At 72.8% G+C, this 22,285-nt stretch carries 22 protein-coding genes; 11 read left to right on the top strand and 11 right to left on the bottom strand.

The window, feature by feature from the left end:
- Positions 1-130: 130 nt before the first annotated feature.
- Entirely contained in the window at positions 131-1,003 is an 873-nt protein-coding gene (locus tag ABZ810_RS36395) for a hypothetical protein (protein WP_358411060.1), read from the top strand.
- Positions 1,004-1,070: 67 nt separating this feature from the next.
- Here ABZ810_RS36395 and ABZ810_RS36390 read toward each other — a convergent pair whose 3' ends face one another.
- Together ABZ810_RS36390 and ABZ810_RS36385 are read right to left on the bottom strand one after the other, a co-directional pair.
- Positions 1,071-1,922 (bottom strand): ABC transporter permease, encoded by an 852-nt coding sequence (locus ABZ810_RS36390; protein WP_358411058.1) that lies wholly within the window; start codon positions 1,920-1,922, stop codon positions 1,071-1,073.
- Positions 1,919-2,854: an ABC transporter ATP-binding protein gene (locus tag ABZ810_RS36385; RefSeq protein WP_358411056.1), complete on the bottom strand. Its 936-nt coding sequence runs from the start codon at positions 2,852-2,854 to the stop codon at positions 1,919-1,921. The genes ABZ810_RS36390 and ABZ810_RS36385 overlap by 4 nt, the downstream gene beginning before the upstream one ends.
- A 107-nt stretch (positions 2,855-2,961) precedes the next feature.
- Here ABZ810_RS36385 and ABZ810_RS36380 point away from each other — a divergent pair, with 107 nt between their 5' ends.
- Positions 2,962-3,678: a MerR family transcriptional regulator gene (locus ABZ810_RS36380; RefSeq protein WP_358411055.1), complete on the top strand. Its 717-nt coding sequence runs from the start codon at positions 2,962-2,964 to the stop codon at positions 3,676-3,678.
- A 63-nt stretch (positions 3,679-3,741) separates the two neighbouring features.
- Here ABZ810_RS36380 and ABZ810_RS36375 read toward each other — a convergent pair whose 3' ends face one another.
- The gene (locus tag ABZ810_RS36375; RefSeq protein ID WP_358411053.1) at positions 3,742-7,320 is read right to left on the bottom strand and encodes a discoidin domain-containing protein; all 3,579 of its coding nucleotides are present in this window, start codon (positions 7,318-7,320) and stop codon (positions 3,742-3,744) included.
- 154 nt (positions 7,321-7,474) lie between these two features.
- Between ABZ810_RS36375 and ABZ810_RS36370 the strand changes: the two genes are divergently transcribed.
- Both ABZ810_RS36370 and ABZ810_RS36365 read left to right on the top strand, forming a co-directional pair.
- The gene (locus ABZ810_RS36370; RefSeq protein WP_358411051.1) at positions 7,475-7,657 is read left to right on the top strand and encodes a hypothetical protein; all 183 of its coding nucleotides are present in this window, start codon (positions 7,475-7,477) and stop codon (positions 7,655-7,657) included.
- Positions 7,658-7,745: 88 nt separating this feature from the next.
- Positions 7,746-8,783, top strand: coding sequence for a tyrosine-type recombinase/integrase (locus ABZ810_RS36365; protein ID WP_358411049.1), 1,038 nt, complete (start codon positions 7,746-7,748; stop codon positions 8,781-8,783).
- 55 nt (positions 8,784-8,838) lie between these two features.
- On the opposite strand, the gene ABZ810_RS36360 is transcribed toward ABZ810_RS36365, so the two are convergent.
- Positions 8,839-9,207 (bottom strand): helix-turn-helix domain-containing protein, encoded by a 369-nt coding sequence (locus ABZ810_RS36360; RefSeq protein ID WP_358411047.1) that lies wholly within the window; start codon positions 9,205-9,207, stop codon positions 8,839-8,841.
- Positions 9,208-9,305: 98 nt separating this feature from the next.
- On the opposite strand from ABZ810_RS36360, the gene ABZ810_RS36355 reads away from it, so the two are divergent.
- Entirely contained in the window at positions 9,306-10,139 is an 834-nt protein-coding gene (locus ABZ810_RS36355) for an NAD(P)H-binding protein (RefSeq protein ID WP_358411045.1), read from the top strand.
- A gap of 30 nt (positions 10,140-10,169) precedes the next feature.
- On the opposite strand, the gene ABZ810_RS36350 is transcribed toward ABZ810_RS36355, so the two are convergent.
- From ABZ810_RS36350 to ABZ810_RS36340, 3 genes are all read right to left on the bottom strand, one after another.
- Positions 10,170-10,922, bottom strand: a complete 753-nt coding sequence (locus ABZ810_RS36350; RefSeq protein ID WP_358411043.1) for an SRPBCC domain-containing protein — start codon at positions 10,920-10,922, stop codon at positions 10,170-10,172.
- A 1-nt stretch (position 10,923) separates the two neighbouring features.
- A complete protein-coding gene (locus ABZ810_RS36345) occupies positions 10,924-11,532 on the bottom strand; it encodes a helix-turn-helix domain-containing protein (RefSeq protein ID WP_358411041.1) in 609 nt (202 codons plus the stop codon).
- 75 nt (positions 11,533-11,607) lie between these two features.
- Positions 11,608-12,762 carry a winged helix DNA-binding domain-containing protein gene (locus ABZ810_RS36340; protein ID WP_358411040.1) on the bottom strand — a complete coding sequence of 385 codons (1,155 nt, stop codon included), beginning with the start codon at positions 12,760-12,762 and terminating at the stop codon, positions 11,608-11,610.
- A 98-nt stretch (positions 12,763-12,860) separates the two neighbouring features.
- On the opposite strand from ABZ810_RS36340, the gene ABZ810_RS36335 reads away from it, so the two are divergent.
- On the top strand, positions 12,861-13,859 hold the full coding sequence (locus tag ABZ810_RS36335) for a YafY family protein (RefSeq protein ID WP_358411038.1): 999 nt from the start codon (positions 12,861-12,863) through the stop codon (positions 13,857-13,859).
- Here ABZ810_RS36335 and ABZ810_RS36330 read toward each other — a convergent pair.
- Entirely contained in the window at positions 13,853-14,428 is a 576-nt protein-coding gene (locus tag ABZ810_RS36330; protein ID WP_358411036.1) for a TetR/AcrR family transcriptional regulator, read from the bottom strand. The two genes, ABZ810_RS36335 and ABZ810_RS36330, sit on opposite strands and share 7 nt — an antisense overlap.
- A gap of 96 nt (positions 14,429-14,524) precedes the next feature.
- Between ABZ810_RS36330 and ABZ810_RS36325 the strand changes: the two genes are divergently transcribed.
- Both ABZ810_RS36325 and ABZ810_RS36320 read left to right on the top strand, forming a co-directional pair.
- Positions 14,525-15,565, top strand: a complete 1,041-nt coding sequence (locus ABZ810_RS36325) for an ATP-binding cassette domain-containing protein (protein ID WP_358411034.1) — start codon at positions 14,525-14,527, stop codon at positions 15,563-15,565.
- Positions 15,562-16,392 (top strand): ABC transporter permease, encoded by an 831-nt coding sequence (locus tag ABZ810_RS36320; RefSeq protein ID WP_358411032.1) that lies wholly within the window; start codon positions 15,562-15,564, stop codon positions 16,390-16,392. The genes ABZ810_RS36325 and ABZ810_RS36320 overlap by 4 nt, the downstream gene beginning before the upstream one ends.
- A 28-nt stretch (positions 16,393-16,420) precedes the next feature.
- On the opposite strand, the gene ABZ810_RS36315 is transcribed toward ABZ810_RS36320, so the two are convergent.
- Positions 16,421-17,248: a TetR/AcrR family transcriptional regulator gene (locus ABZ810_RS36315; protein ID WP_358411030.1), complete on the bottom strand. Its 828-nt coding sequence runs from the start codon at positions 17,246-17,248 to the stop codon at positions 16,421-16,423.
- Between the two features lie 107 nt (positions 17,249-17,355).
- On the opposite strand from ABZ810_RS36315, the gene ABZ810_RS36310 reads away from it, so the two are divergent.
- Together ABZ810_RS36310 and ABZ810_RS36305 are read left to right on the top strand one after the other, a co-directional pair.
- Positions 17,356-18,309: an ATP-binding cassette domain-containing protein gene (locus ABZ810_RS36310; RefSeq protein WP_358411028.1), complete on the top strand. Its 954-nt coding sequence runs from the start codon at positions 17,356-17,358 to the stop codon at positions 18,307-18,309.
- Complete coding sequence (locus ABZ810_RS36305; protein WP_358411026.1) at positions 18,306-19,148, top strand: ABC transporter permease; 843 nt, start codon at positions 18,306-18,308, stop codon at positions 19,146-19,148. The genes ABZ810_RS36310 and ABZ810_RS36305 overlap by 4 nt, the downstream gene beginning before the upstream one ends.
- Before the next feature lie 74 nt (positions 19,149-19,222).
- Here ABZ810_RS36305 and ABZ810_RS36300 read toward each other — a convergent pair whose 3' ends face one another.
- Entirely contained in the window at positions 19,223-19,735 is a 513-nt protein-coding gene (locus ABZ810_RS36300) for an N-acetyltransferase (protein ID WP_358411024.1), read from the bottom strand.
- Positions 19,736-19,746: 11 nt separating this feature from the next.
- Complete coding sequence (gene rsgA, locus ABZ810_RS36295) at positions 19,747-20,820, bottom strand: ribosome small subunit-dependent GTPase A (RefSeq protein WP_358411022.1); 1,074 nt, start codon at positions 20,818-20,820, stop codon at positions 19,747-19,749.
- A gap of 266 nt (positions 20,821-21,086) precedes the next feature.
- On the opposite strand from rsgA, the gene ABZ810_RS36290 reads away from it, so the two are divergent.
- On the top strand, positions 21,087-22,175 hold the full coding sequence (locus ABZ810_RS36290; protein WP_358411020.1) for a hypothetical protein: 1,089 nt from the start codon (positions 21,087-21,089) through the stop codon (positions 22,173-22,175).
- The last annotated feature ends 110 nt before the right edge of the window (positions 22,176-22,285 follow it).

The following is a 22,285-nucleotide window of genomic DNA, read 5'->3' as shown; positions in this document are numbered from 1 at the left end:
TACGTTCACGAATGGCGGCTGCTCACCGAACGGCTCCTGCCCGCGGACCTCACCGATGGGAACCTTGAGGGCGCGGCATCGCTTGTGTAGAGATGAAGATGTGTCGTCAGGCGCGTGCGGAAGCCATTTCGTGGCACTCGTCGCCACCGGGCACGGCCGGTCCGGTACCGCGGCGGTACGCGACGCCGCCACCGGCGAGCCCACGGCCGTCATTCCGCTGCCGCCGGGCGGCGCGGAATGGCTCCACGTCACCCGGGCGGGCGCGCCCGGCACGTTCTACGCGGCGGTCCGGTTCGAGGACCTGCGGATCGGCGTTCTCCGCGTGGAGATCGGCGTCGACGGCGAGCCGCGGGATCTGACGCCGCTGCCCGGCGAGCGGCTGGGCGCGTTCGACCCCACCTGCATGGCGGCGTCGCCGGACGGCGCCCAGATCCTCCTGGCGTGCACGCGCGCCGGCGGTCCGGAGCTCGCCCACCTGCTCGGCACGGACGGTTCGCGCCGCGGCATCGGCGTCGGCCGGACGGGCGAGGTCACCGGCGTGACCTGGGCGGAGGGCGGGCGCGTCGCCTTCCTCTGGATGCCCGGCACCCCGCACGGGGCGACCGAGGTCCGGGTGGCCTGTCTCGAACCCGGCGGCGACCTCGTCCCGGGCAGCGCGGTGATCGCGACGTCCCTGCCCAGGTCGAACATGGTGCTCGACGTCGTGATCGGCCGGGACGGCGGCACGTTCTACCTGACCACCGTGGAGGCCGAGGTGACCGACGGGGAGCCGCGGTGGACCCGGCTGCTGGCGTTCTCCGGCGGGCCGGACCCGCACGTGCTGTTCGAGCTGCGCGGCCCCGATCCGCAGGGCGCCCCCGAGATGTGGCAGCGGACGGCGATGTGCGGCTGCGGTGGTGAGCTGCTGGCGTTCGCCTCGGGATCGGCCTACCGCATCGGGCTCGGCGGCGGCTGGGAGCGGCTGCCCTTCCCCGAAGGACGTCCCTACAGCGCCGCCTGGTGACGGGCGGCACCGGCCCTGCGACCGGCGCCGCCCGTCCATCCCAGCGGCCGCCGCGCGGCCGTTCCCGCTACATCGGGCGCTGCTGCGCCTTGTGGCGCCGGGCCTCGACCGCGGACCCGGACTCACGGCGGGCCATGCGGCGCACCACCGCCGGAGCCAGCGCCAGCCCGATGACCGCCCACAGGCCGAGCATGCCGAGCGTCTCCAGATGCCGCCAGGAGTCGCCGATCTCGGCGGCCGCCATCGTGTCCGGCAACATCGCCGAACGCAGGCCGAGCCCCATCCAGTAGAACGGGAACGCCTGGGCGGTCCACTGCAACCATTCGGGGAGCGCCGTCAGCGGATAGAAGACGCCCGAGATGCCCATGAGCAGCATCACCGGAAGGGTCATGAAGCCCAGGCTCTGCGCCGAGCCGAACAGCGAGCCGAGGACGGCGCCGAGCGGCAGCAGCGCGAGCAGCCCCACGGCCATGACCCAGGCCAGCGTCAGCCAGGACGCGGGTTCGCCCAGCTCCAGACCGTCGAACAGGAACGCCGCCGGGACGAGCGGGAGCAGGATCCCGGCGACGGCGACGCCGGACCGGCTGACGACCTTGCCGGTCAGGTAGCCGAGGATGCCGTTGGGCGTCGCCTTGGCGCGCAGCAGCGTCCCGTCCTCCCGGTCCAGGGTCAGGGAGAAGGCGAGCGCCACCATCGCGTTCATGACGACGTTCATGCCGAGGATGCCCGGTACCGCCTGGGAGCCCAGCGAGAACCCGGTGCCGGGCACGGTGTCGTTCCTCAGCGTGAACATGACGCCCAGCGCGATGATCGGCAAGAACAACGCCGACCACAGGTCCTGCCCGCTGACGAGGCTCTGCCGGAGTTCGACCCGGCCGCGGCGCAGCCCCGCGTCGAGGGCGACGGCGCGGGCGTTCACCGGGCCACCTCCGCGAGCTCGCGCGGCGCCTCGGTGCGCCGTCCGGATTCGAACTCCCGCACCAGCGTCATGTAGACGTCCTCCAGTCCCACCCGGCGCACCTCCAGGTCTCCGATCTCCTCGCCGTGCGCCGCGAACAGCCCGCGCACGTGGTTCGTGGCGTCCTCGACCTGCTCGACGTGCCGTTCGCCGCGCCGGGTGTAGCGCACCTCGGACGTGCGCGACAGCTGCGCGGCCAGCACCGCGGGGCTGCCGTCGGCGATGATCCGGCCACCGGCCAGGATCACGATCCGGTCGGCGAGCCGTTCCGCCTCGTCCAGGTCGTGGGTGGTGAGGAGGATCGCGGTGTCGTCGGTCGAGGGCAGGCTCTTCACCAGGTCATGGAACTCGCGCCGGGCCTGCGGGTCGAAGCCGACCGTCGGCTCGTCGAGGAAGAGCAGGTCGGGGCGGCCGACCAGGCCGATCGCCACGTCGAGCCTGCGGCGCTGCCCGCCGGAGAGGGTCGCGATGACCGCGCCGTCGCGGTCGGCCAGCCCGACCTGGCCGAGGAGGGTGGGGATGTCGTGGGGGCGGGGGCGTGCCGGGCCGCCGTACGGGAGGTAGTAGCGGCCGAGATGGTCCAGCAGCTCGCCGACGCGCCAGCGGCCGTGGTCGCGCCAGGACTGGAGGACGATGCCCAGCCGGGCCCGCCACGCCTCGTCGCCGTCGTCCGGGTCGACGCCCAGCACCCGCACCTCGCCCGCCGAGCGGCGGCGGAACCCTTCGAGGATCTCGATCGTGGTGGTCTTGCCGGCGCCGTTGGGCCCGAGCAGCGCGACCACCTCACCGCGGCCGACCCGGAGGTTCACATCGTGCAGCACGTCGAGCGGGCCGTAGCGCATCCTGAGGCCATGCGTCCTGATGACGCTTTCGTCGTTGTCACCTGCGTCCATACCTTCAAGCGTCTCATTGAGGTATCCACTTGAAGGTTGACGTGATCGGCATCCGCATAGGGTGGGGTCATGCGGTGCCAACCCTCAACTACGGAGGCGAACGTTCGGTGAGCCGTGCGACGCTGCGGCCGGTCGATCTGGCGCGGATCGCCGGTGTCTCCGCCCAGCAGATCCGCAACTACGCCGACGACGGCATCCTGCCGCCGGCCGAGCGCACGCCGGCGGGCTACCGCACGTTCGACTCGCGTCACCGCGACGCCATGCTCACCTACCGGACGCTGGCGCGCGGGTACGGGTGGGACGTCGCGCGCACGGTCATGCGATCGGTGCACGCGGGAGATCTGCCGGCCGCGCTCGCCCTCGTCGACGCCCGGCACGCCGCGCTGCACGAGCAGCGGCTCACGCTCCAGACGGCGAGCACGGCGCTGGAGGCGGTCGCCGCCGCCGGGCCCGGCATGGCGGACGCACCGCGCACGGATCTGCGGATCGGCGAGGCCGCCCGGCTCCTGGGCGTTCGGACCTCGGCACTGCGGGTGTGGGAGGAGGCGGGGCTGGTCCTGCCGCGGCGCGAGCCCGTCAGCGGCTACCGGCGGTACGGGCCGGACGAGGTCCGGGACGCGCGCATGGTGCAGATCCTCCGGCAGGGCCGGTACGGGCTGCCGCAGATCAGGGCCGTCCTCGACGGGCTGCGCCGCACGGGCGACACCGGGGCGCTGCGCGCGGCCTTCGCCGAACGGCAGGCGGTGCACACCGCCACCGCGCTCGCCATGCTGGAGGGCTCCGGCCTCCTGCATCACTACCTCACCGAACACGTGCGCGGGTGAGCCCGCGACCGTGACGGCAGGGCGCCCGCCGATCTCCCGGTGGACGCCCTGCCGGTCTTCAGGTCACGGATTTCGGATGATCTTGAAGGTGGTGGTGGTGTTCCGGATGTCCTGGTGGTTGCCGCTCATCCGGAGGCCGTTGAACGTGGCCTCGCCGACCGCCGGGCCCTGACCGGCCTCGGGCATCTCGTTCACCCAGATCCCGAACCCGGACTTCTCGTTCCAGGCGTCGCCGCTGCGCTTCGCGCCGGTGATCGAGACGTCGGTGAGGACGGTGTCGGTGACCGGGTTCTGCGGCTGCCCGCCGACGTAGTTGGTCTGGAACATGATGCCGCTGTAGGACGGGTCGACGATGTCGACGTTCGACACCCGGATGCCCTGGAACACCTTCGACGCCGAGAACAGCCAGATCCCCGGGAACGTCTGATCACCCCAGAAGTGCCCGCCCGCCCTGACGATCGAGATGTTCTCGAACCGGGTCTTGGGCTCGAAGCCGAAGCCGTTCATCGGATAGCCGAAGTCCAGCGAGCTGATCGTGATGCCCGAGTAGACCAGGGTGTCGGCGACGTGGATGTTGCGGAACACGTTGTCGTAGCCGCCGTAGACGGCCACGCCCGCGGCCCGCCACGGCGTGATCGCGGTGAGGTTCTCGTAGACGTTCCCCTTCATGTCCGCGCCGCCCGCGTCGATCGCCGAGAACAGCGCGAAGCCGTCGTCGCCGGTCGAGCGCGCCTCGCTGTTGGTGACGAGGTTGTCGGTGCTGCCGTTGGTCATGTTGAGCCCGTCGGCGAACATGTCGCGGATGCGGGCGTTCTTGATGGTCATGCGGTCGGTGTTGGCGCCCCAGTAGAGGCAGACCATGTGCTCGGCCCAGATGTCGTCGATGACGATGTCCGACACGTTCTGGAAGTCGAACACCTTGCCCGGGCCGTCGATGCGCGAGGTGTAGTTGCCGAAGTAGGCGAAGCTGGCGAACGTGGAGCCGTTCGCGGTCGCGTCGGCGCGGAATCCGACGTCGGTGTTCTCCTGACCGGCGGGGGCGTGGAAGCGGGTGAACCAGACGCCCGCGCCGACGACCTTGACCGCCTTGCCGTACACCTGGAACTTGTTCGAGGTCTGGTAGTCGCCCGCGGGAAGGTAGACGCCGACCAGGTTCGGGTCCTGGCGTGCCTTGTCCAGGGCGTTCTGGACGTCCTGGTGGGTGAAGCCGGCGGGCACGGCGTACCTGGCCGGGTCGGGGTTGGCCTTCTGCGCGACCTGCTCGGTGTTGACGAAGTCGATCGCGTACGTGGTGGTGTTGGCGGCGTCCTTCTGCAGCTTGATCCTGCTTCCGGCCGGGACGGTGGTGCCGAGCAGCAGGTGGGCCTCGTCGTAGATGTGGCGGGCCTGGCCGGGCACCGGCGCGTTGCCGGGGTTGGTCTCGTTCCCGTACAGCCAGGCGTGCCGCGACGACAACGTGATCGGCTTGAGGAACGTGCCGTCGACGTAGACGTTCAGCGTCGAGGTGATCCCGCCGCCGCCCGGAGCGTCCGGGATGGAGAAGCGGGTGACCAGGGTGTTGGTACTGGCCTTGGTGGTGAACTCCACGCTCGCGCCGGTGGAGTTGAGCGTGACGGCGCGGCGGCCGGACGCCTCGCCCGCCACGGTGCCGACGTCGATGGACGGCCCGGCGAGCTGGGCGCCGCCGCCGAGCGCGCCGTCCTCGGCCTCGTAGTGGTCGTAGGGCATGCTGGCGCCGCGTCCGACGTGGAACGGGCGGGTGCTGGTGTTGTTGGCGCGCTTGACCGGCAGCTCGTTGGCGTCGTCGGCGAGGACGACGCGCACCGAGTAGCGGCCGTTGGCCGCGGTCCAGGTGCCCAGGCTGAGCGGCGCGGTCGACTGGCCCGGCGCGAGCACGCCGCTGTACGACCCGTTCAGGGTCCTGACGGTGCCGCCGTTGCCGTCGAGCAGGGTGAGCACGACGCCGTGGGAGCCGCCGGCGGTGGCCACGGTCCCCTCGTTCTTGACGGTGACCGAGAACGTGACGGTGTTGCCCGCCGACGGGTTGCCGGGGTTCCAGGTGACGGCCGAGGCGACGACGTCGGAGCTGGGCACTGGCTTGACGACCAGCGGTGACGTCGCGGCGGCCTGGTTGTCGGTCTCGTTCGGCTCGATGTTGTCGTCGCCCGCGTCCGCCTTGGCGGCGACCGCGTACGACCCGGCGTCACGGGTGCCGATGGATGCGGTGACCTGGGCGGACGCGCCGGCCGCCAGCGCCGGGGTGGCCGCCGAGCCGGCCTTCTGCCCGCCGATCAGGAAGTCGGTGGTGCTGGCGTCGGCGGCGCCGGTGCCATGGTTGCGGACGGTGGCGCGCAGGGTGATCGTGTCGGTCTCCACCGGCGCCGCGGGCGTCCACGACACGTCGGACACCGACAGGTCGGGGGTGGGCGCCGGGGTGCCGAAGACCTGGAACTCGGCGGCCTGCGCGCCGGTCGCGCCGCTGTTGGAGGTGATCCGCAGCCGCACCTCGGCGGCGGTGCCGGTGACGGGGATCGAGACGCCGTTGCCCGACGCCGGGTCGAAGGTGTACGTCTGCGCGGCCTTGAGCGTGGTGAACTCGCCGCCCGCGCTGTTGCGTCCGAGCACCTCGATGTTCTGGGTGCGCGGGCCCCAGGCGGCGTCGGGGTTGAGCTTGACCGCGACCGACGACAGGGTCGCGCGTCCGCCCAGGCCGACCGTCAGCGTGGCCGGATAGGCGCCCGCGGCCGACTCCCAGTAGGTGGCCAGGCTGCCGTCGTTGGCGTTGGACGCGAGGAAGTTGAAGATCGTGGACGAGGCGGTGACGGGCTTGCCCGCCGCCAGGTTGGTGCCGCCCCCCTGGCCCTGCCGCACGACCGTGTTGCTGGGCGCCGACAGGTTGCCCGCGGCGTCCAGGGCCTTCACGTGGTAGGCGACGGTCGCGCTCGCGGGCTGGGTGTCGGTGTAGGCCAGCACGTTGCCGGCGACGCTGCCGCGCAGGACGTCGTTGGCGTACACGTCGTACCCGGTCACGCCGACGGCGTCGGAGGAGGCGCCCCAGGTGAGCCGGATCTGCCCGTTGCCGGGCTCGGTGTAGGCCAGGCCGGACGGCGCGGTCGGCGGCGCCTGGTCGCCCGACTCCGGTCCGTAGACCTCCAGCTCCGACAGCTGGCCCGCGGGCCAGCCGGTGTTGGCGGTGATCGCTATCCGCAGGTAGCGGGTCTGGGCGGCGCCATAGGCCAGCGTCACGGTGTTGTTCTGCGCGGGGGAGAACACCCGGGCGCCCGGCCGGACCAGGTCGGTGTAGGACGTGCCGTTCAGGCTGCCCTGCACGGCCAGGGTCTGCGTACGTTCACCCCAGCCGGACGCCGGCAGCCTGAGCACGACCTTCTCGGTGTCGACCGACGCGCCCAGGTCGACCTGGATCCATTGCGGGAAGGCGTCGTTCGCGCTCTCCCAGTAGCTGCCCTGGTTGCCGTCGTTGACGTTGCGCGCGGCGTACGGGCCGTTGACGGTGCTCGCGGAGACGGCCTTCCCGGCCGCCAGGTTGACGGGCGCGGCGATCGCCGGAGACGACGCCGGGCCGATCAGGCAGGCCGCGGTGAGCGCCGCGGCGAGCAGGACGCTGATGTACCTCGATCTCATCCCGGACCTCTCGGGGGACGGCCGCCCGCCGCGGTCAGGGGCCGCCGGCGGACGGCAGGGGGTGGGTGGCACGCCTTGGGAGGCGTGTGAGGTGCGCCACAGACGTTAAGCAAACCAACAGAAGAGCGCAAGAGTCATACAGAAACTTGAAAACTTGCGACAGTTTGCAGCCGTCAACGCGACGACTGTTTCCGCGTCCGACCTGCGCTCCTTGCCCGCACCGCCCTCGCGCGTCCATGCGAACGAGCGCAAGCCGCTGCAACTCCGCGAAAGCCACGACCCCCGTCCCGCCGGGCCACGCCTCGCCCCCGGCCGGGCGCTGCTCGCCACGACGTGAGCCCGGCGCGGTACGGCGCGTTTCGGGACGGCTCGCCGGGTGGTTCGGCTCGGTCGCCTGATCCGCGTACCCGGCTAGGGTCGGACGCGTGGATCAGGTGAGTGCGGTGGAGTCGGCGGCGCCCGTTCACCTGGCGCGGGCCGAGGCGCCCGCGTCGCGCAATCCCTACCTGGTGTACGTCGCGTCGCTGGAGAGCCCCCGGTCGCGGCGCACCATGAGCGCGTGCCTCGACCGGATCGCCGCGTTCCTGGCCGAGGCGTCAGGCGCCGATCCTGGCGGCGTCGAGGGGCGGGACTTCCCCTGGGCGGCGTTGCGGGCCGAGCACACCGCGGCCATCCGCGCGCTGCTCGGGCGGCAGACCTCGCTCGAGGCGGACGGGACCGCACGGCCCTGGTCGCCCGCCTACCGCAACCAGCATCTGGCGGCACTGCGCGGAGTGCTGAAGGCGGCGTGGAGCCTGGGGGAGATGTCGACCGACGACTACCAGCGGGCCAAGGAGGTCAAGAACTTCAAGGGCACCCGCCTGCCGAGCGGCCGGAGCATCCATGTGGCCGAGTTCGCCGCGCTGCTGCGCGCCTGCGCGCTCGACGCCACGCCCGCCGGCCGCCGCGACGCGGCGCTGCTGGCCACGCTCTACACCACCGGGGCACGCCGTTCGGAGATCGCCGGGATGCGGCGCGAGCACTATGACCCGGGTGAACGCGCGCTCCGCATCGTCGGCAAGGGCGACAAGGAACGCCTGGAGTACCTGCACGAGTCGGCCGCGACCCTGCTCGGCACGTGGTTGTCGCTGGACGACCGCCCGTCGGGGCCGCTGTTCAAGCCCGTGCACAAGTCGGGTGCGCTCCAGCACAGGGCGCTCACCGACGCGGCCGTGCGCAACGTCGTGGTCAAGCGCCGGCGCGAGGCGGGGCTGCCGTCGATGACGCCGCACGACTTCCGCCGCACCTTCATCGGCGACCTGCTCGACGAGGGCGTCGACCTGGTCACCGTGCAGCAGCTGGTCGGGCATTCCTCGCCCGCCACCACGGCGCGGTACGACCGCCGGCCCGAGCGGCGGCGCCGCAGCGCCGTCGACAAGCTGCCCTTCCCCGCGATGTCCGGCGAGGAGATACGGCCCGGCTGACCGGCGGTCGGCTTCCGGTGGGCGTCCGGTCGGCGTCCGGCGTTCGGTGGCCGGGTCAGTTGGCCGCGTCGTAGTCCTGGCGTGCCTGCTCGACCTTGGGCAGGTTGACGGTGGACCAGGTGCCGAGCGCGGCGAACACCGGTACGAGGCTGAGGCCGAGCTCGCTGATCTCGTACTCCACGCGCGGCGGGACCTCCGGGTGGTAGGTGCGCACGACGAGCCCGTCGCGTTCGAGCTGCCGCAGCCGCTGGGTCAGCACCTTCGGCGTGATGGTGCCGATGCGGCGCTCCAGCTCCCCGAACCGTTGCCGCCCGAACTCGTTCAGCGTCCACAGGATCGGCGTGGTCCAGCGGCTGAACACGATGTCGACCACCGGGGCGATCGGGCACGCGGCCACGGGTTCGGGTGCCGCGGTCGGGGCCATGTCATCACCTCTGAGGTAGTCACTATCTTCTAGGTACCTACTATATCGAAGATGTTAGCTTTCCCGGGTCCACATGGATATCCGAAGGGAAGTCATAGATGTTCGTCGTCACCGGAGCAACCGGCAACGTCGGCCGGCCGCTGGTCCAGGCGCTGGCCGAAGCGAGCGAGAAGGTCACCGCCGTCTCCCGGCGGCCCGCCCCCGGGGCCGTCCCCGAGGGGGTCCGGCACGTGGCCGCCGACCTGACCGACCCCGAAAGCATGCGCCCGGCGCTGGACGGCGCCGAGGTGCTCTTCCTGCTGGTCGCCGCCGAGGGCCTCGAGCCGGACGGCGTCCTGGACGTCGTGAAGTCGAGCGGAGTGCGGCGGATCGTGATGTTGTCGTCGCAAGGGGCCGGGACCCGCCCGGCCAACCCGTCGCACGCCCCGCTGCGCGTCTTCGAGGACGCCGTCAAGCAGACCGGTCTGGCCTGGACGATCCTGCGTCCGGGCGGGTTCGCCTCCAACGCGTACTGGTGGGCCGAGCCGATCCGCGAGCACCGGACGGTGGTCGCGCCGTTCGGGGACGTCGGGCTGCCGCTGGTCGACCCGGCCGACATCGCCGCCGTCGCCGCCACGGTGATGCGCGACGGGACGCACGCGGGACGCACCTACGTGCTGACCGGTCCGGAGCCGGTGACGCCGCGCGAGCAGGCGCGGGCCATCGCCGGAGCGCTCGGCGAGGGGGTGGAGTTCGTGGAGCAGACCCGGGCGGAGGCGCGGGCCGCGATGTCACGGTTCATGCCCGAGGTCGTGGTGGACGGCACGCTGGAGATCCTGGGCGAGCCGACCGAGGCCGAACGGCGCGTGAGCCCCGACGTGCCGGCGGTCCTGGGACGGCCCGCCGGCACGTTCGCCGAATGGGCAGGACGCAACGCCGCCGCCTTCAAGTAGCCGGCGGCACGCGGCGTCCGAGCGGAAGCGTCAGGCGGGGAGACCGCCGAGCCAGTTCTGCCAGCCTCGCTCGGCGGTCTCCTGGTCGGCCCCGGGGGCGTAGAGGTGGTGGCCCAGGACGGCGACCGAGCCGCGGTGCTCGCCGGAGTGGATGAACCGCAGCAGCGCGTCGTCGGTGCGCACGCCCAGGAACGAGGGCAGGTCGACGTAGTCCACGACGCCCTCGACCGTGCCGAGCTCGGGGTCCGACAGGCGCACGCGGTCGCCTTCGGCGACCTCGGTGCCCAGGCCGAACCGTTCCCGGACCGCCGCCCAGAACCGCGGGCCGTCGACGCCGGGCCTGAACCCGGAGGCGGTGGTGGACGCACGGCCCGCGAAGTGCCGCAGGTACGCGGCCAGGGTGTGCAGGTACATGTCCCAGCCGGTCTTCATGGCCTCGAACTCGGTCTCCCAGTCGCCGCCCAGGATGCCGCTGTGCACGAGCCGCACGGTGGTGCTGCCGCCGTCGCGTCCCTCGATGAGGTATTCCACCGCCATGAACGCGCCGTCGTCGCCGGCCTCGCCGGTGTAGGCGAAACGTTTGCCCGGCTCCCAGGCGGTGACGGTGGAGAGCTCGGTCTGACCGGCCATGGTGAAGCTCGTGGTGCCGCCCTCGCGGGCCTCGATCTCGCTGCGGCCCATGAACCAGGCGTCCACGCCGGGCCCGGTGGCGATGGCGTCCCACACCTGGTCCGGCGTGGCGGCGACGGTGATCTCCTTCTCCAGCTCGAACTCGTGGCCCATGTCAGGTCTCCTTGGTGGTCTGGTCATGCGGCTCGGGAACGTGGGGGTGCAGGGCGACGACGACGCGGTGCTCGCGTCCGCCCTGGGCGTTCTCGTCGTGATAGCGCGACACCAGCGCGGTGACCGTCTCGGCCAGCTCCTGCGCGAAGGCGGCGCGGTCGGCGGCGGACGCGAAGCGGATCTGCCCGTCGATGGCGAACGTGGCGACGCGCTTGTCGGCCTTGGCCGCGCCGGTGATCAGCATGCCGACGTCGCGGACCAGGCGGGCCGCCACGGCGAGCAGCCAGCGGGCCGACAGCTGGTCGGGCGAACGTTCCGGGTCGGGCTGCACCGCGGCCAGCGCGGTGGGGGAGATGACGTAGGAGGCCGCCGTGGCGCGCATCATGCGCTCGTTGACGTTACCCTTGCGCCGCTCCTCGACCAGCTCGACGAGCCCGTGCTTCTCCAGCGCCTTGAGGTGGTAGTTGACCTTCTGGCGGGCCAGTCCGACGCGCGCCGCCAGCATCGTCGCCGAGGCGGGCTCGGCGAGCTCGGCCAGCAGCCGGGCGCGCACCGGGTCGAGCGACACTTCGGCCGCCGCCGCGTCCTCGATCACCGCAACTTCGTCCATGTCCCCAGGGTGGCAGCCGAAAAGTATCAGTGTCAAGACAAGGAAAGTTTTCGGTGCGAGGCGGCGCAGGACGGGTCAGGCGTGGCCGCCCACGGTGACGGTGCCGATCGTCAGCCGGGGCTCGCCCTCCAGGATCGTCCCGAGCCGTTCGACCTGGTCGTCCAGCTCCCTCAGCCGGGCGCGGCCGAGCGTGCCGAGCGGCTCGACCGTCACGTCGATCCTGCGGCCGGAGCGGCGCTGGTGCCACAACCCGCCGACGACGCCGTCGACCAGCAGGACCTGGAAGTTGCCCGGCAGCACCCGCTCGGCGGCACGGCCGGGGTAGAGGCGCGCGGGCGGCTGGTTGCCGACACGGTAGGCGTACCCGTCGAAGTACGGCAGGAGCCGGACGCCCTCCGGCAGTTCCTCGGGAACGTCGATGTCCCCGGCCTCCACCCACTCGACGGCGCCCTCGACGTCCACCTGCTGGAGCGCGTCGCCCATGGACGCGAACAACCGGCTCGCCCAGGTCGCCTGCGTCCCCAGCCAGTGCGCGAAACGTTGCGGCGTGGACGGCCCGTACGCGTGCAGGTAGGTCGTCACCAGCCAGCGCAGGGCCGCGTCGGGTTCGGCCGGGCGGAAGCCGGGCAGCCACCGCCGCGGATTGGTGTAGGTGACCTTGCGCCCCCGGTTGGGCGCGAAGCACAACGTCCCGCGCACCCCGGTCAGGTGCATGGCCTGCCGCCAGCGCGGCCACTTGCCCTGGAACGCCTCCATGACCAGGTCACCGGCCCACGGCCCGGTGCGTTCGACCACCCCGGCGGTGAGCTCGTCGATGGTCAGCTCGGCGTCGTCCAGCGCGTCACCGACCGCCGCCACGACCTGCTCGCGCTGCTCGGGATTCAGCCGGATGTGCGGGGGGCCCACCTCGGGCCCCTCGGGAAGGGCGGACAGGGCGCCGACCCACATCGGCAGGTCCCGGGCGGGCACCAGGTGCACCGTGCCGCGCAGGCCGTAGGTCTTGACCAGGCTGCGCTCGCTCCACAACGCCTCGCGCACGTCCTGGCGGGTGGCTCCCTCGATGCGCGTCGCGACGCCCAGCTCCGCCGCCGACATCACCTGCGCGTGCGTGCTCGCCATGGCGGCCACGATGTCGGCCGGGCGGGCCTCCTTGGACGGGACGGTCAGCGCGTGCCGCTCCAGGCGGCGGGCGCACACGTCGACCCAGGTGAACCGCGGCAGCTCTGCCATGCGCCCTCCTCGTCTCACGCCCCGGAACAGGGCCTTCCACCAAACATAGGGGTCCATTAGGTCAGCTCACGTCCTAGCCACCGGGCATGCTTGATCTCATGAGCGACACCCCGGCGCGGTTGCTGAGCCTGCTGTCCCTGTTGCAGACGCCGCGCGAGTGGCCCGGCGGCGAGCTGGCCGAACGGCTCGGGGTGAGCCCGCGCACGATCCGCCGCGACATCGAGCGGCTGCGCGACCTGGGTTATCCGGTCGAGGCCAGCCGTGGCTCGGTCGGCGGCTACCGGCTGGTCGCGGGCACCGCCATGCCGCCGCTGCTGCTGGACGACGAGGAGGCGGTGGCGATCACGCTCGGCCTGCGCACCGCGGCGGGCCATCCGATCGAGGGGATGGGGGAGGCCTCGCTGCGCGCGCTGGCCAAGCTGGAGCAGGTCCTGCCCGCGCGGCTGCGGCGCCGGGTGAGCGCGCTGGGCGCGGCGACCGAGCCGATGGCCGGGCCTCGGCAGCCGGCCATGGTCGACCCGGAGGTGCTCACCACGCTCGCCTCGGCCGCGGCGGGCCGGGAGCGCGTGCGGTTCCGGTACGAGGCGGCCGACGGCGCCGAGACCCGGCGGCTGGCCGAGCCGCACCGGCTGGTGCCGTTGGGGCGGCGCTGGTACCTGGTCGCCTACGACGTCGAACGCGACGACTGGCGGGTGTTCCGCGTCGACCGCGTCCGCGAGCCGCGCGGCATCGGGCGGCGGTTCACGCCGCGCGAGCTTCCCGCCAGGGACGCGACCGAGTTCATCACCCGCAAGATCTATTCGACCGTGCCGACCTACCGGGCGGTGGCCACCCTGCACGTCCCTGCCGAGCGGGTCGCGGGACGCCTGGGCGACCGGCCGGGCGACGTGGAGCCCATCGACGCGCACCGCTGCCTGCTGCGCAGCCACACCGACACGCTGCCGTGGCTCGCCCAGGCGCTGGTGATGCTCGGCTGCGAGTTCGAGGTGCACGAGCCGCCGGAGCTCATCGAGCACCTGCGCGACCTGGCGGAGCGCACCGCACGCGCCACCCGGACGGCCGCGGGCTCCGGCACCGGGGGCCCGCCCGGTCAGTGAGGGCGGATGCCGTTCTCGAGGGTGCGGATCACCAGCTGGGCGACGCCGTGGCGGGGGATGCGCCCGTACGCGGCGTCCTCCGCGCCGGTGTAGATCAGCCCCCACACCACGTGCTGGATCCACTGGGCGCTCACGCCGGGGTCGAACGCCCCCTCGGCCTGGCCGCGCTCGATGAGCTCGATCATCGGGTCGTCGACCGGCTCGCAGTCGGGGTCGCCGGCCGTGGGGTAGCCCTCCAGGACCCGCGGGTCGCCCCACAGGAACAGCGCGCGGTCGCCCACGTCCACCAGGGCCGCCACCAGCCGCCGGAGCGCGTCGGCGGGTGGGCCCTGGTCGAGCCCGGCGCCTTCGGTGGCCTCCTGGAGCACGGCGAGCGAATCCTCGACGACCGCCTGGACGAGGACGTCGCGGTCGGCGTAGTAGCGGTGCAGCGTGCTGCGCCCGACGTCGGCCGCGGCCGCGATGTCGGCCAGCGTCGCGGAGCGGTCGCGGGCCAGCACCCGCGCGGCCGCGCTCAGGATGGCGCGGCGGGTACGTCCCCGCGCGCCGGACTCGGATGTCTCGGTCATGCTCATCGCCTCGAAAAGTATCACTTGACATCCATGATGGAACATATGGCACTCTCAATGAGACATTGATGTCCCAAAATTGGAGAGGTGAGTTCCGTGGCATCGACGGAGTTCGGAGTCCTGGCCGAAGGGCTGACCAAGCGGTACAAACGCATGACCGCGCTGGACGCGGTCGACCTCGCCGTTCCCGAGGGCACGGTGTGCGGGCTGCTGGGGCCCAACGGGGCGGGCAAGACCACCGCGGTGCGGATCCTGAGCACGCTGCTGCGCGCCGACGCCGGCCGTGCCATGGTCGCCGGATACGACGTGGTGCGCGAACCCGGGGAGGTCCGGCACCGGATCGGGCTCACCGGTCAGGCGCCGGCCGTCGACGAGATCCTCACCGGCCGGGAGAACCTGGCGATGTGGGGGCGCCTCTACCATCTGTCGCCCGGTACGGCCCGGCGCAGGGCCGACGAGCTGCTGGCGCGGTTCGGCCTCGAGGACGCCGCGGGCCGGCGCGTCAAGCACTACTCGGGCGGGATGCGCCGGCGGCTCGACCTGGCCGCGAGCTTCATCCTGGCTCCGCGGGTGCTCTTCCTGGACGAGCCGACCACCGGGCTCGACCCGCGCAACCGCAACGAGGTCTGGAACGCCGTCCGGTCGCTGGTCGCGGGCGGCACCACCGTGCTGCTGACCACGCAGTACCTGGACGAGGCCGACCAGCTCGCCGGGCAGATCGTGGTGCTCGACTCCGGCCGGGTGATCGCCGACGACTCCCCGGACCGGCTCAAGTCCAGGATCGGCGGCGAACGGCTCGACGTCGTGGTGCGCGACGGCGCCGACCTGTCCGAGGCCGCCCGCCTGCTCGCGGGGCTGACGGGCGCGTCCCCCGAACGCGACGAGGACACCCGGCGGGTGCACGTCCCGGTGGACGACCGGATCGCCGCGCTCACCGCGGCGGTGCGGGCGTTCCAGGACGCCGGCGTCGAGATCGAGGACGTCGCGCTGCGGCGCCCCACGCTCGACGAGGTCTTCCTGCGCCTCACCGGCCAGTCCACCGAGGGGCAGTCCGCCGAGGAAGGGTCCGCCGCGGGAGGGTCCGCCGAGGGCCGGGCCGGGACGGCCGGCGACCGTGACGAGGAGGTGGCCGTATGACGGTCACGCTGACGGTTCCGCCGATCCCGCGGACCCGGCTGGAGAAGCTGCGCTGGACGCTCACCGACGGACGGGTCGTCGCGGGGCAGGGGCTCATCCACTGGACCCGCAACCCCACCCTGATCGTCTCGGAGCTGACGTACCCGATCGTGGTGGTGCTGCTGTTCGGCTACGTGCTCGGCAGCGCCATGGTCGTGGAGGGCGGCGGTAACTACCGCGAGTTCCTGATGCCGGGCATCTTCGCGCAGACGATGGTGTTCGGGGTGGCCACGACGATGAGCGTGGTGGCCAACGACGTCGCCAAGGGCGTCAGCGACCGGTTCCGCACGATGCCGATCTCGCAGGCCGGGGTGGTGCTGGGCCGCAGTTTCGCCGACATGGTCAACTCGGTGGTGGAACTGCTGATCCTGCTCGCCTGCGGCCTGGTGGTCGGCTGGGGCTGGCACGAGGGGCCCGCCAAGGCGCTGGCGGCGGTCGGGCTGCTCCTGCTGCTGCGCTTCGCGCTGATCTGGATGGGCATCTTCGTGGGCCTGCACGTCACGCCCGAGGGCGCCGCGGCGTCCTGGATGTTCCTGATGCCGTTGACGTTCCTGGCCAACACCTTCGTCTCGCCGTCCCAGATGCCCGGCTGGCTGGGCGCCATCGCGGCGTGGAACCCGATGTCGGCGACCGTGAACGCGACCCGCGAGCTGTTCGGCAACCCCGGCGTCGGCGACGACTCGTGGCCGGCCCAGCATCCGATACTGCTCGCGGTCGGCTGGCCGCTGCTCATCATCGCGGTGTTCCTCCCGCTGGCCGCCCGCCGCTACCGCCGCCTGGACCGCTGAAGCCGCGGCCCGCGAGCCTCCCGGAGCTTCAGCGAGGTTCGAAGCGCACGAAAGGGAGCTCGCGGCCGACGGCACGGTAGTCGTCAACACCACCGTCCGGCTCGTCATCCATCGCCATCGCGCCCTCCACCATTGACGCGGCGTCCTGGATCGAGGCGCCGACCGCGTCGAGCACCTTCTCCAGCCCGTCCCGGAAACGTTCGTCGGGCCGCAGGTGGGGCTGCCGCGCGTCCACCACGATGCGCGTGAACATCGGGTAGTCGCCGCTGTCGAGGATCCTGCGGATGTACGGGCCGCTGCGCGCCATCCAGTCGAACTCGCCCATGCCCGTGCGGCGGGCCTCCTCGGCCCACATCAGCTCGGCGCGCACCGTGCGCTCGATGTAGCCGTTGAGGATGTCGAGCAGGATGAGGATCTCGTCGACGGACGGCCCGACGTCCAGGGCGCCGGCCGCGAACTCGATGATCTTCAGCTGGCGGGGGCCGAACGCCGGGCGCCCGCGGTGCAGCGAGATCAGCCACGGGTGGCGGAGCCACATGGCCCGCGACTCCTCGGCGACGCGGGACAGGTCGGCGCGCCAGTCGCCGGTCGGCCGGTCCGGCAGGTCCTGCTCGCCGTGGACGTGGTCGACCATCAGCTCGATCAGGTCGTCGCGGCTCGGGACGTACCGGTAGAGCGACATCGCGCCCGCGCCCATCTCGGCGGCGATGCGCCGCATCGAGGCGGCGTCCAGGCCCTCGGCGTCGGCGACGCGGATCGCCGTCTCGGTGATCTGCGCCCGGCTGTAGGCGGGACGCGGCCCCCGGGCGGGACGCTCGGGGCGCATCCAGATGTTGGCGTACTCCTCGCCGCTCAACGGCCACCTCCTCCGTGCGGTCAGCCTATCTAGTTGCGTACATCGTACCCAGTAACTTAGCCTGGCCGCATTAACCGCGTACGGCGTACCCAGTGAAGGAGATCATCATGGCCGAGCCGATCGTGGTCGCCGAGGGGCTGCACAAACGTTTCGGCGGCACCCACGCGCTGCGGGGCCTGGACCTCAGCGTCCCGGCGGGGACGGTCTGCGGGGTTCTGGGCCCCAACGGCGCGGGCAAGACGACGGCGGTACGGATCCTGGCGACCCTGTCGGACCCCGACGAGGGGCGGGCGCGCATCGCCGGGCACGACGTGGTCCGCGACGCCGACCGGGTCCGGGCCCTCATCGGGCTGGCGGGCCAGTACGCAGCGGTGGACGAGAAGCTCACCGGCCGCGGCAACCTGCGCATGTTCGGGCGCCTCTACCACCTGCCGCGGCGCCAGGCGCACGGGCGTGCCGACGAGCTGCTGGAGCGGTTCGGGCTCGCCGAGGCGGCCGACCGGCAGGTGGCCGGCTACTCGGGCGGCATGCGGCGCCGCCTCGACCTGATCACCAGCCTCATCCTGCGCCCCCAGGTGCTCTTCCTGGACGAGCCGACCACCGGCCTGGACCCGCGCAGCCGCGGCGAGATCTGGGAGAGCATCCGCGAGCTGGTCGCCGACGGCACCACCGTCCTGCTGACCACGCAGTACCTGGACGAGGCCGACCGGCTCGCCGACGACGTCGCGGTGGTCGACCACGGCCGGGTGATCGCCGCGGGCACGCCGGACGAGCTGAAGGCCACCATCGGCGACCGGCTGGACGTGGTGCTGGAGGAGCCGTCGATGTTGCGCGAGGCGGCGGCCGTCATGCACCGGCTGGCGGGCACCGACCCGGCGATGACCGGGCCGGTGGGGCTCAGCGTCCCGCTGACCGGTGACGCCGTCCGGCTCGCCGACGCCGTCCGCGAGCTCGACCGCGCGGGGGTCGCCGCGGCGGACGTCGCGCTGCGCCGGCCCACCCTCGACGAGGTGTTCCTGCGGCTGACCGACGCCGCGCGCCGGAAGGAGACCGTGCGATGACCACGATCACGATGGCCGATCCGGCCCCGGCGGGCCGGATCGGCCGGGCGCGCTGGGCGCTCACCGACGGGCTCACGCTGATCGGCCGTGAGTTCGGCCGGATCCGGCGGCAGCCGGGCGAGCTGATCGGCGCGCTGATCTTCCCGGCGATCATGGTGGTGCTGTTCGGGTACGTGTTCGGCAGCGCGATCCAGGTGCCCGGCGGCGGCGACTACCGCGAGTACCTGATGCCGGGGCTGTTCTCGATGGTGACGTTCAGCTCGGTCATGGTCATCACGGTGAAGGTGGCCACCGACGTCTCGCAGGGCGTCATGGACCGGTTCCGCTCGATGCCGATGGCCCGCTCGGCGGTGCCGTTCGGGCAGACGGCCGCCGACACGCTGCTGGGCGGGATGCTCGGCCTGACGATCATGTCGCTGGCCGGCCTGTGCGTGGGATGGCAGCCGCACCGCGGGTGGTGGCCGACGGTCCAGGCGTTCCTGCTGCTGATGTTGCTGCGGTACGCGCTGGCCTGGCTCGGCTGCTACTTCGGGATGGTGGTCAGGAACGAGCAGACGGCCGATCAGCTCGTGCCGCTGTTCCTGCCGTTCACGATGTTGTCCAACGCGTTCGTGCCGACCGAGGGCATGCCGTCCTGGCTGCGCACCCTGGCCGACTGGAACCCCGTCAGCGCGATGACGGCGGCGTGCCGGGAGCTGTTCGGCAACCCCGGCGCGCCCGCCGACGGCGCCTCCTGGCCGCTCGCCCACCCGGTGGCGGCGACCGTGATGTGGTCGGTCGTACTGCTGGTGGTGTTCGTGCCGCTGACCGTGCGCACCTACCAGCGCAAGGGCCGCTGACCGGCAGAGGCAGGGCGGCGGTGGCCGGGGCCGGCGGGAGGTGGCGTCTCCCGCCGGCCCCGGCCCGAGGTGGGTCAGACCCCGAACGGCGCCGCGTACCGGACCGTCCCCGAGGGGACCGCGTCCGGGCCGGAGCCGTCCAGGACGAGGGCCATCAGGGCCTCGTCGGGCACCTCGAACGAGACGCCGATGCCCAGGGCGGACGCCCGCCGGAACCCGAACTTGGGGTAGTAGTCCGGGTGCCCGAGCACGACGACCAGCCGTTCGCCCTGGTCGCGGGCCGCCGCGAGCGCGGCGCGCACGGCCGCGCCGCCCGCCCCCTGCCGCTGGTGGCGCGGCAGCACGGCGACCGGCGCCAGTGCGAGGGCCGCGCCGTCGCCCACCCGGCAGCGGGTGAGCAGCGCGAACCCCGCGACCTCTCCGCCGGGCGCCTCGGCCACCCACGCCAGCCCCGGCAGCCATGCCGGGTCGGCGCGGAGGGCGTCGACGAGGTCGGCCTCCTCATGGGTGGGGAAGGCCTCCTCCACGACCCGGCGCACGGCCGTGAGGTCGCGGCCGGTCTCCGGCCTGGTCTTCCAGCCGGTCATGGCGTCCCCCTTCACCGGTCCCGGCCCTGGGCCTTGTAGTGCTGCCGCTGCCACTTGGTGATGGCCTTCCACTTGTTCTCGCGCTCCGCGCGGAGCCGTGCGTCGTTGCGGGAGGCGGCCCACTCGTTCTCCCGCACCAGTTTGCGGTAGCTGTCGAGGCGGCGTTGCGGCAGGGTGCCGTCCTCGATCGCGGCCAGCACCGCGCACCCCGGCTCGCTCTGGTGTGAGCAGTCGGAGAAGCGGCAGCCCTCGGCCAGTTCCTCGATCTCGGCGAAGGTCTGCTGCAGGCCCTCGGCGGCGTCCCGCAGGCCGACCCCGCGCAGGCCGGGGGTGTCGATCAGCACGCCGCCGTGCGGCAGCGGCAGCAGTTCCCGCCGGACCGTGGTGTGGCGGCCCTTGCCGTCCTGGTCGCGGACCGCCCCGGTGGCCAGGAGGTCGGCTCCCAGCAGGGCGTTGCCGAGCGTGGACTTGCCCGCGCCGGACGGCCCGAGCAGCACCACCGTGCCGGTGAGCACGGCGGCCGCCACGTCCACGCCCTCGCCGGTCGTGGCGCTGACCGAGACGATGTCGACGCCGGGCGCCGCCGTGGCGACCTCGGCCTCGGCGGCCGCCGGGTCGGCGGCCTGGTCGGCCTTGGTCAGCACGATCACCGGCCGGGCGCCGCTCTCCCAGGCCAGCGCCAGCAGGCGTTCGACCCGGCCGAGGGCCAGGCGGGTGTCGAGCGCGACCGCGATGGCGATGGTGTCGACGTTGGCGGCCAGGACCTGGCCGCGGGAGTCGAGCGAGGCGGACGAGCGGACGATGGCCGTGCGGCGGGGGAGCAGCGCGGCCACCGCCGGGTGCTCTCCGGTCCGGACGGCCGCCCAGTCGCCGGTGCACGGCCCCTGGACGGGGTCGCCGGGTGAGGCGACCGGGGTGGTGTCGGCCCGCAGGGGGCCGTGTTCGGTGATGACGTCGCACTGGCCGCGGTCGACCGCGGCGATGCGCCCGGGGATCAGCCCCGCGGCGCGGTGTGAGGAGAAGTCGTTCTCCAGGCTCTCGTCCCAGCCGTAGGACGAGAGTGTCTGCGGATATGCAGAAGACAACGGATCGAACCCTTACGTGAAGGGGCTCCGGCGCGCCGAACGAAGGTCGGACGGGTCGATTCAGCCGAGAGCCCGGGACATGAGGTGGGCCGGAATGCTGCTGCGGGCAGCAGCCATCACCGCGACGGCCATGCACCTCACCTCCCTCTCAGAGTCCGCGTCCCAGAATACACGGCCGCTCCGGGCACCTTGCCGCGACATATCTCGTTACATTCACCAGTGGCGGTTATGGTGAAAGTGGCGGGAACCTCACCGGGACAGGGGCGATGGTGGTGGACGAACAGGTCGAAGAGGGCGGCGGTCCTCCGCAGGAACGGTCCACGGACCGGCCCGTTCAGGCGGCCGGGTCCGGCCGCCGCGAGCTGGTGGTCCGGGCCGACCAGGCCGTGCGCGCCGCCGGCACGGTGACCGAGCCGGTACGGCAGGCGGCGCGGGACGCGGCGGGCCGGGCGGCCGTACAGATCGTCGAGCAGGTGTCGCGCACCCCGGCGATGGGCCTCATCGAGCAGGCGGCCCGCGACGCCGCCGTCAAGATCGCGACGTCGGCGGCCGAACGCGCGGTGATCGAGGCCCGTACCGCCGCCGAGTCCCACCCGGTCACCGGCACCGCGTACGCGATGACCACCACCGCCCTCACCCTGGCCGGGCAGGCCGCACAGCACCCGATGGCCGTCGCCGCCGCCCGCCTGGCGGCCCGCAACCCGTTCGCGCGCGCCGCCACCGCGACCGCGCTGGACATGGCGGGCCGCGCCGCCGCCGACCCGGTCGTGCAGGCCGCCACCAAGGCGGTGGCCGACACCGCGCTGGACGCGGTCGCCGACGTGGCCGTCGAGGTCGCCCTCGTCGCGGGCCGCGACATCATCGTCGACGTCGTCCGGCGCACCGCCCGCGAGGCCGCCCGCGAGCTGGTCCGGGGGGTGCGCGGCCGCGCCGAGAGCGCCGTCGCGCTCGCCGAGCTCAACCCGGTCACCTCGCTGGCCGCGGCCCTCGTCGGCGACGTCGCCCGCGACCTGGTGGGCGACGACCCGGCACGATCGGCGTCCGGCCTGCTGTCCGCGGCCGCCGGCAGCCCGCTCGGCCGCACGGCGCGCGGCCTGGCGGGGCAGGCGGCCACCCGGGCCACCGCCTTCGCGATCGAGACCGTGATGGCCGAGCTCATGCGCGAGGCGCTCAAGATCGCCCTGAAGGACGCGCTGCGCGACCTGATGCGCGACGTCGCCAAGGACGTGGTCGTGGACGTCATGAAGACGACCTGGCTGACCGCGACCCAGCCGCCGCCGTCGTCCGGGGCTCCCCGCACGCCCGGCGAGGATGGGGCCCAGCGCGGCGGCCCCGACCGTGACCAGGCCTCCTAGCCGCTGCCCGGTCCCGGCCGCCCGTTAAGGGACCGCTCAGAACTTGGTGAGAGAACGATGAGAAACGCCCCGCGGTGCGCGGTGGGCGGTCGGCGGCTGGTTACGGTGGG

It is taken from the genome of Spirillospora sp. NPDC047279, from assembly GCF_040643285.1.
GTDB lineage: Bacteria > Actinomycetota > Actinomycetes > Streptosporangiales > Streptosporangiaceae > Spirillospora.
The sequence above is the reverse complement of the archived record's forward strand: the minus strand, read 5'-3'. Positions and strand labels throughout refer to the sequence as shown.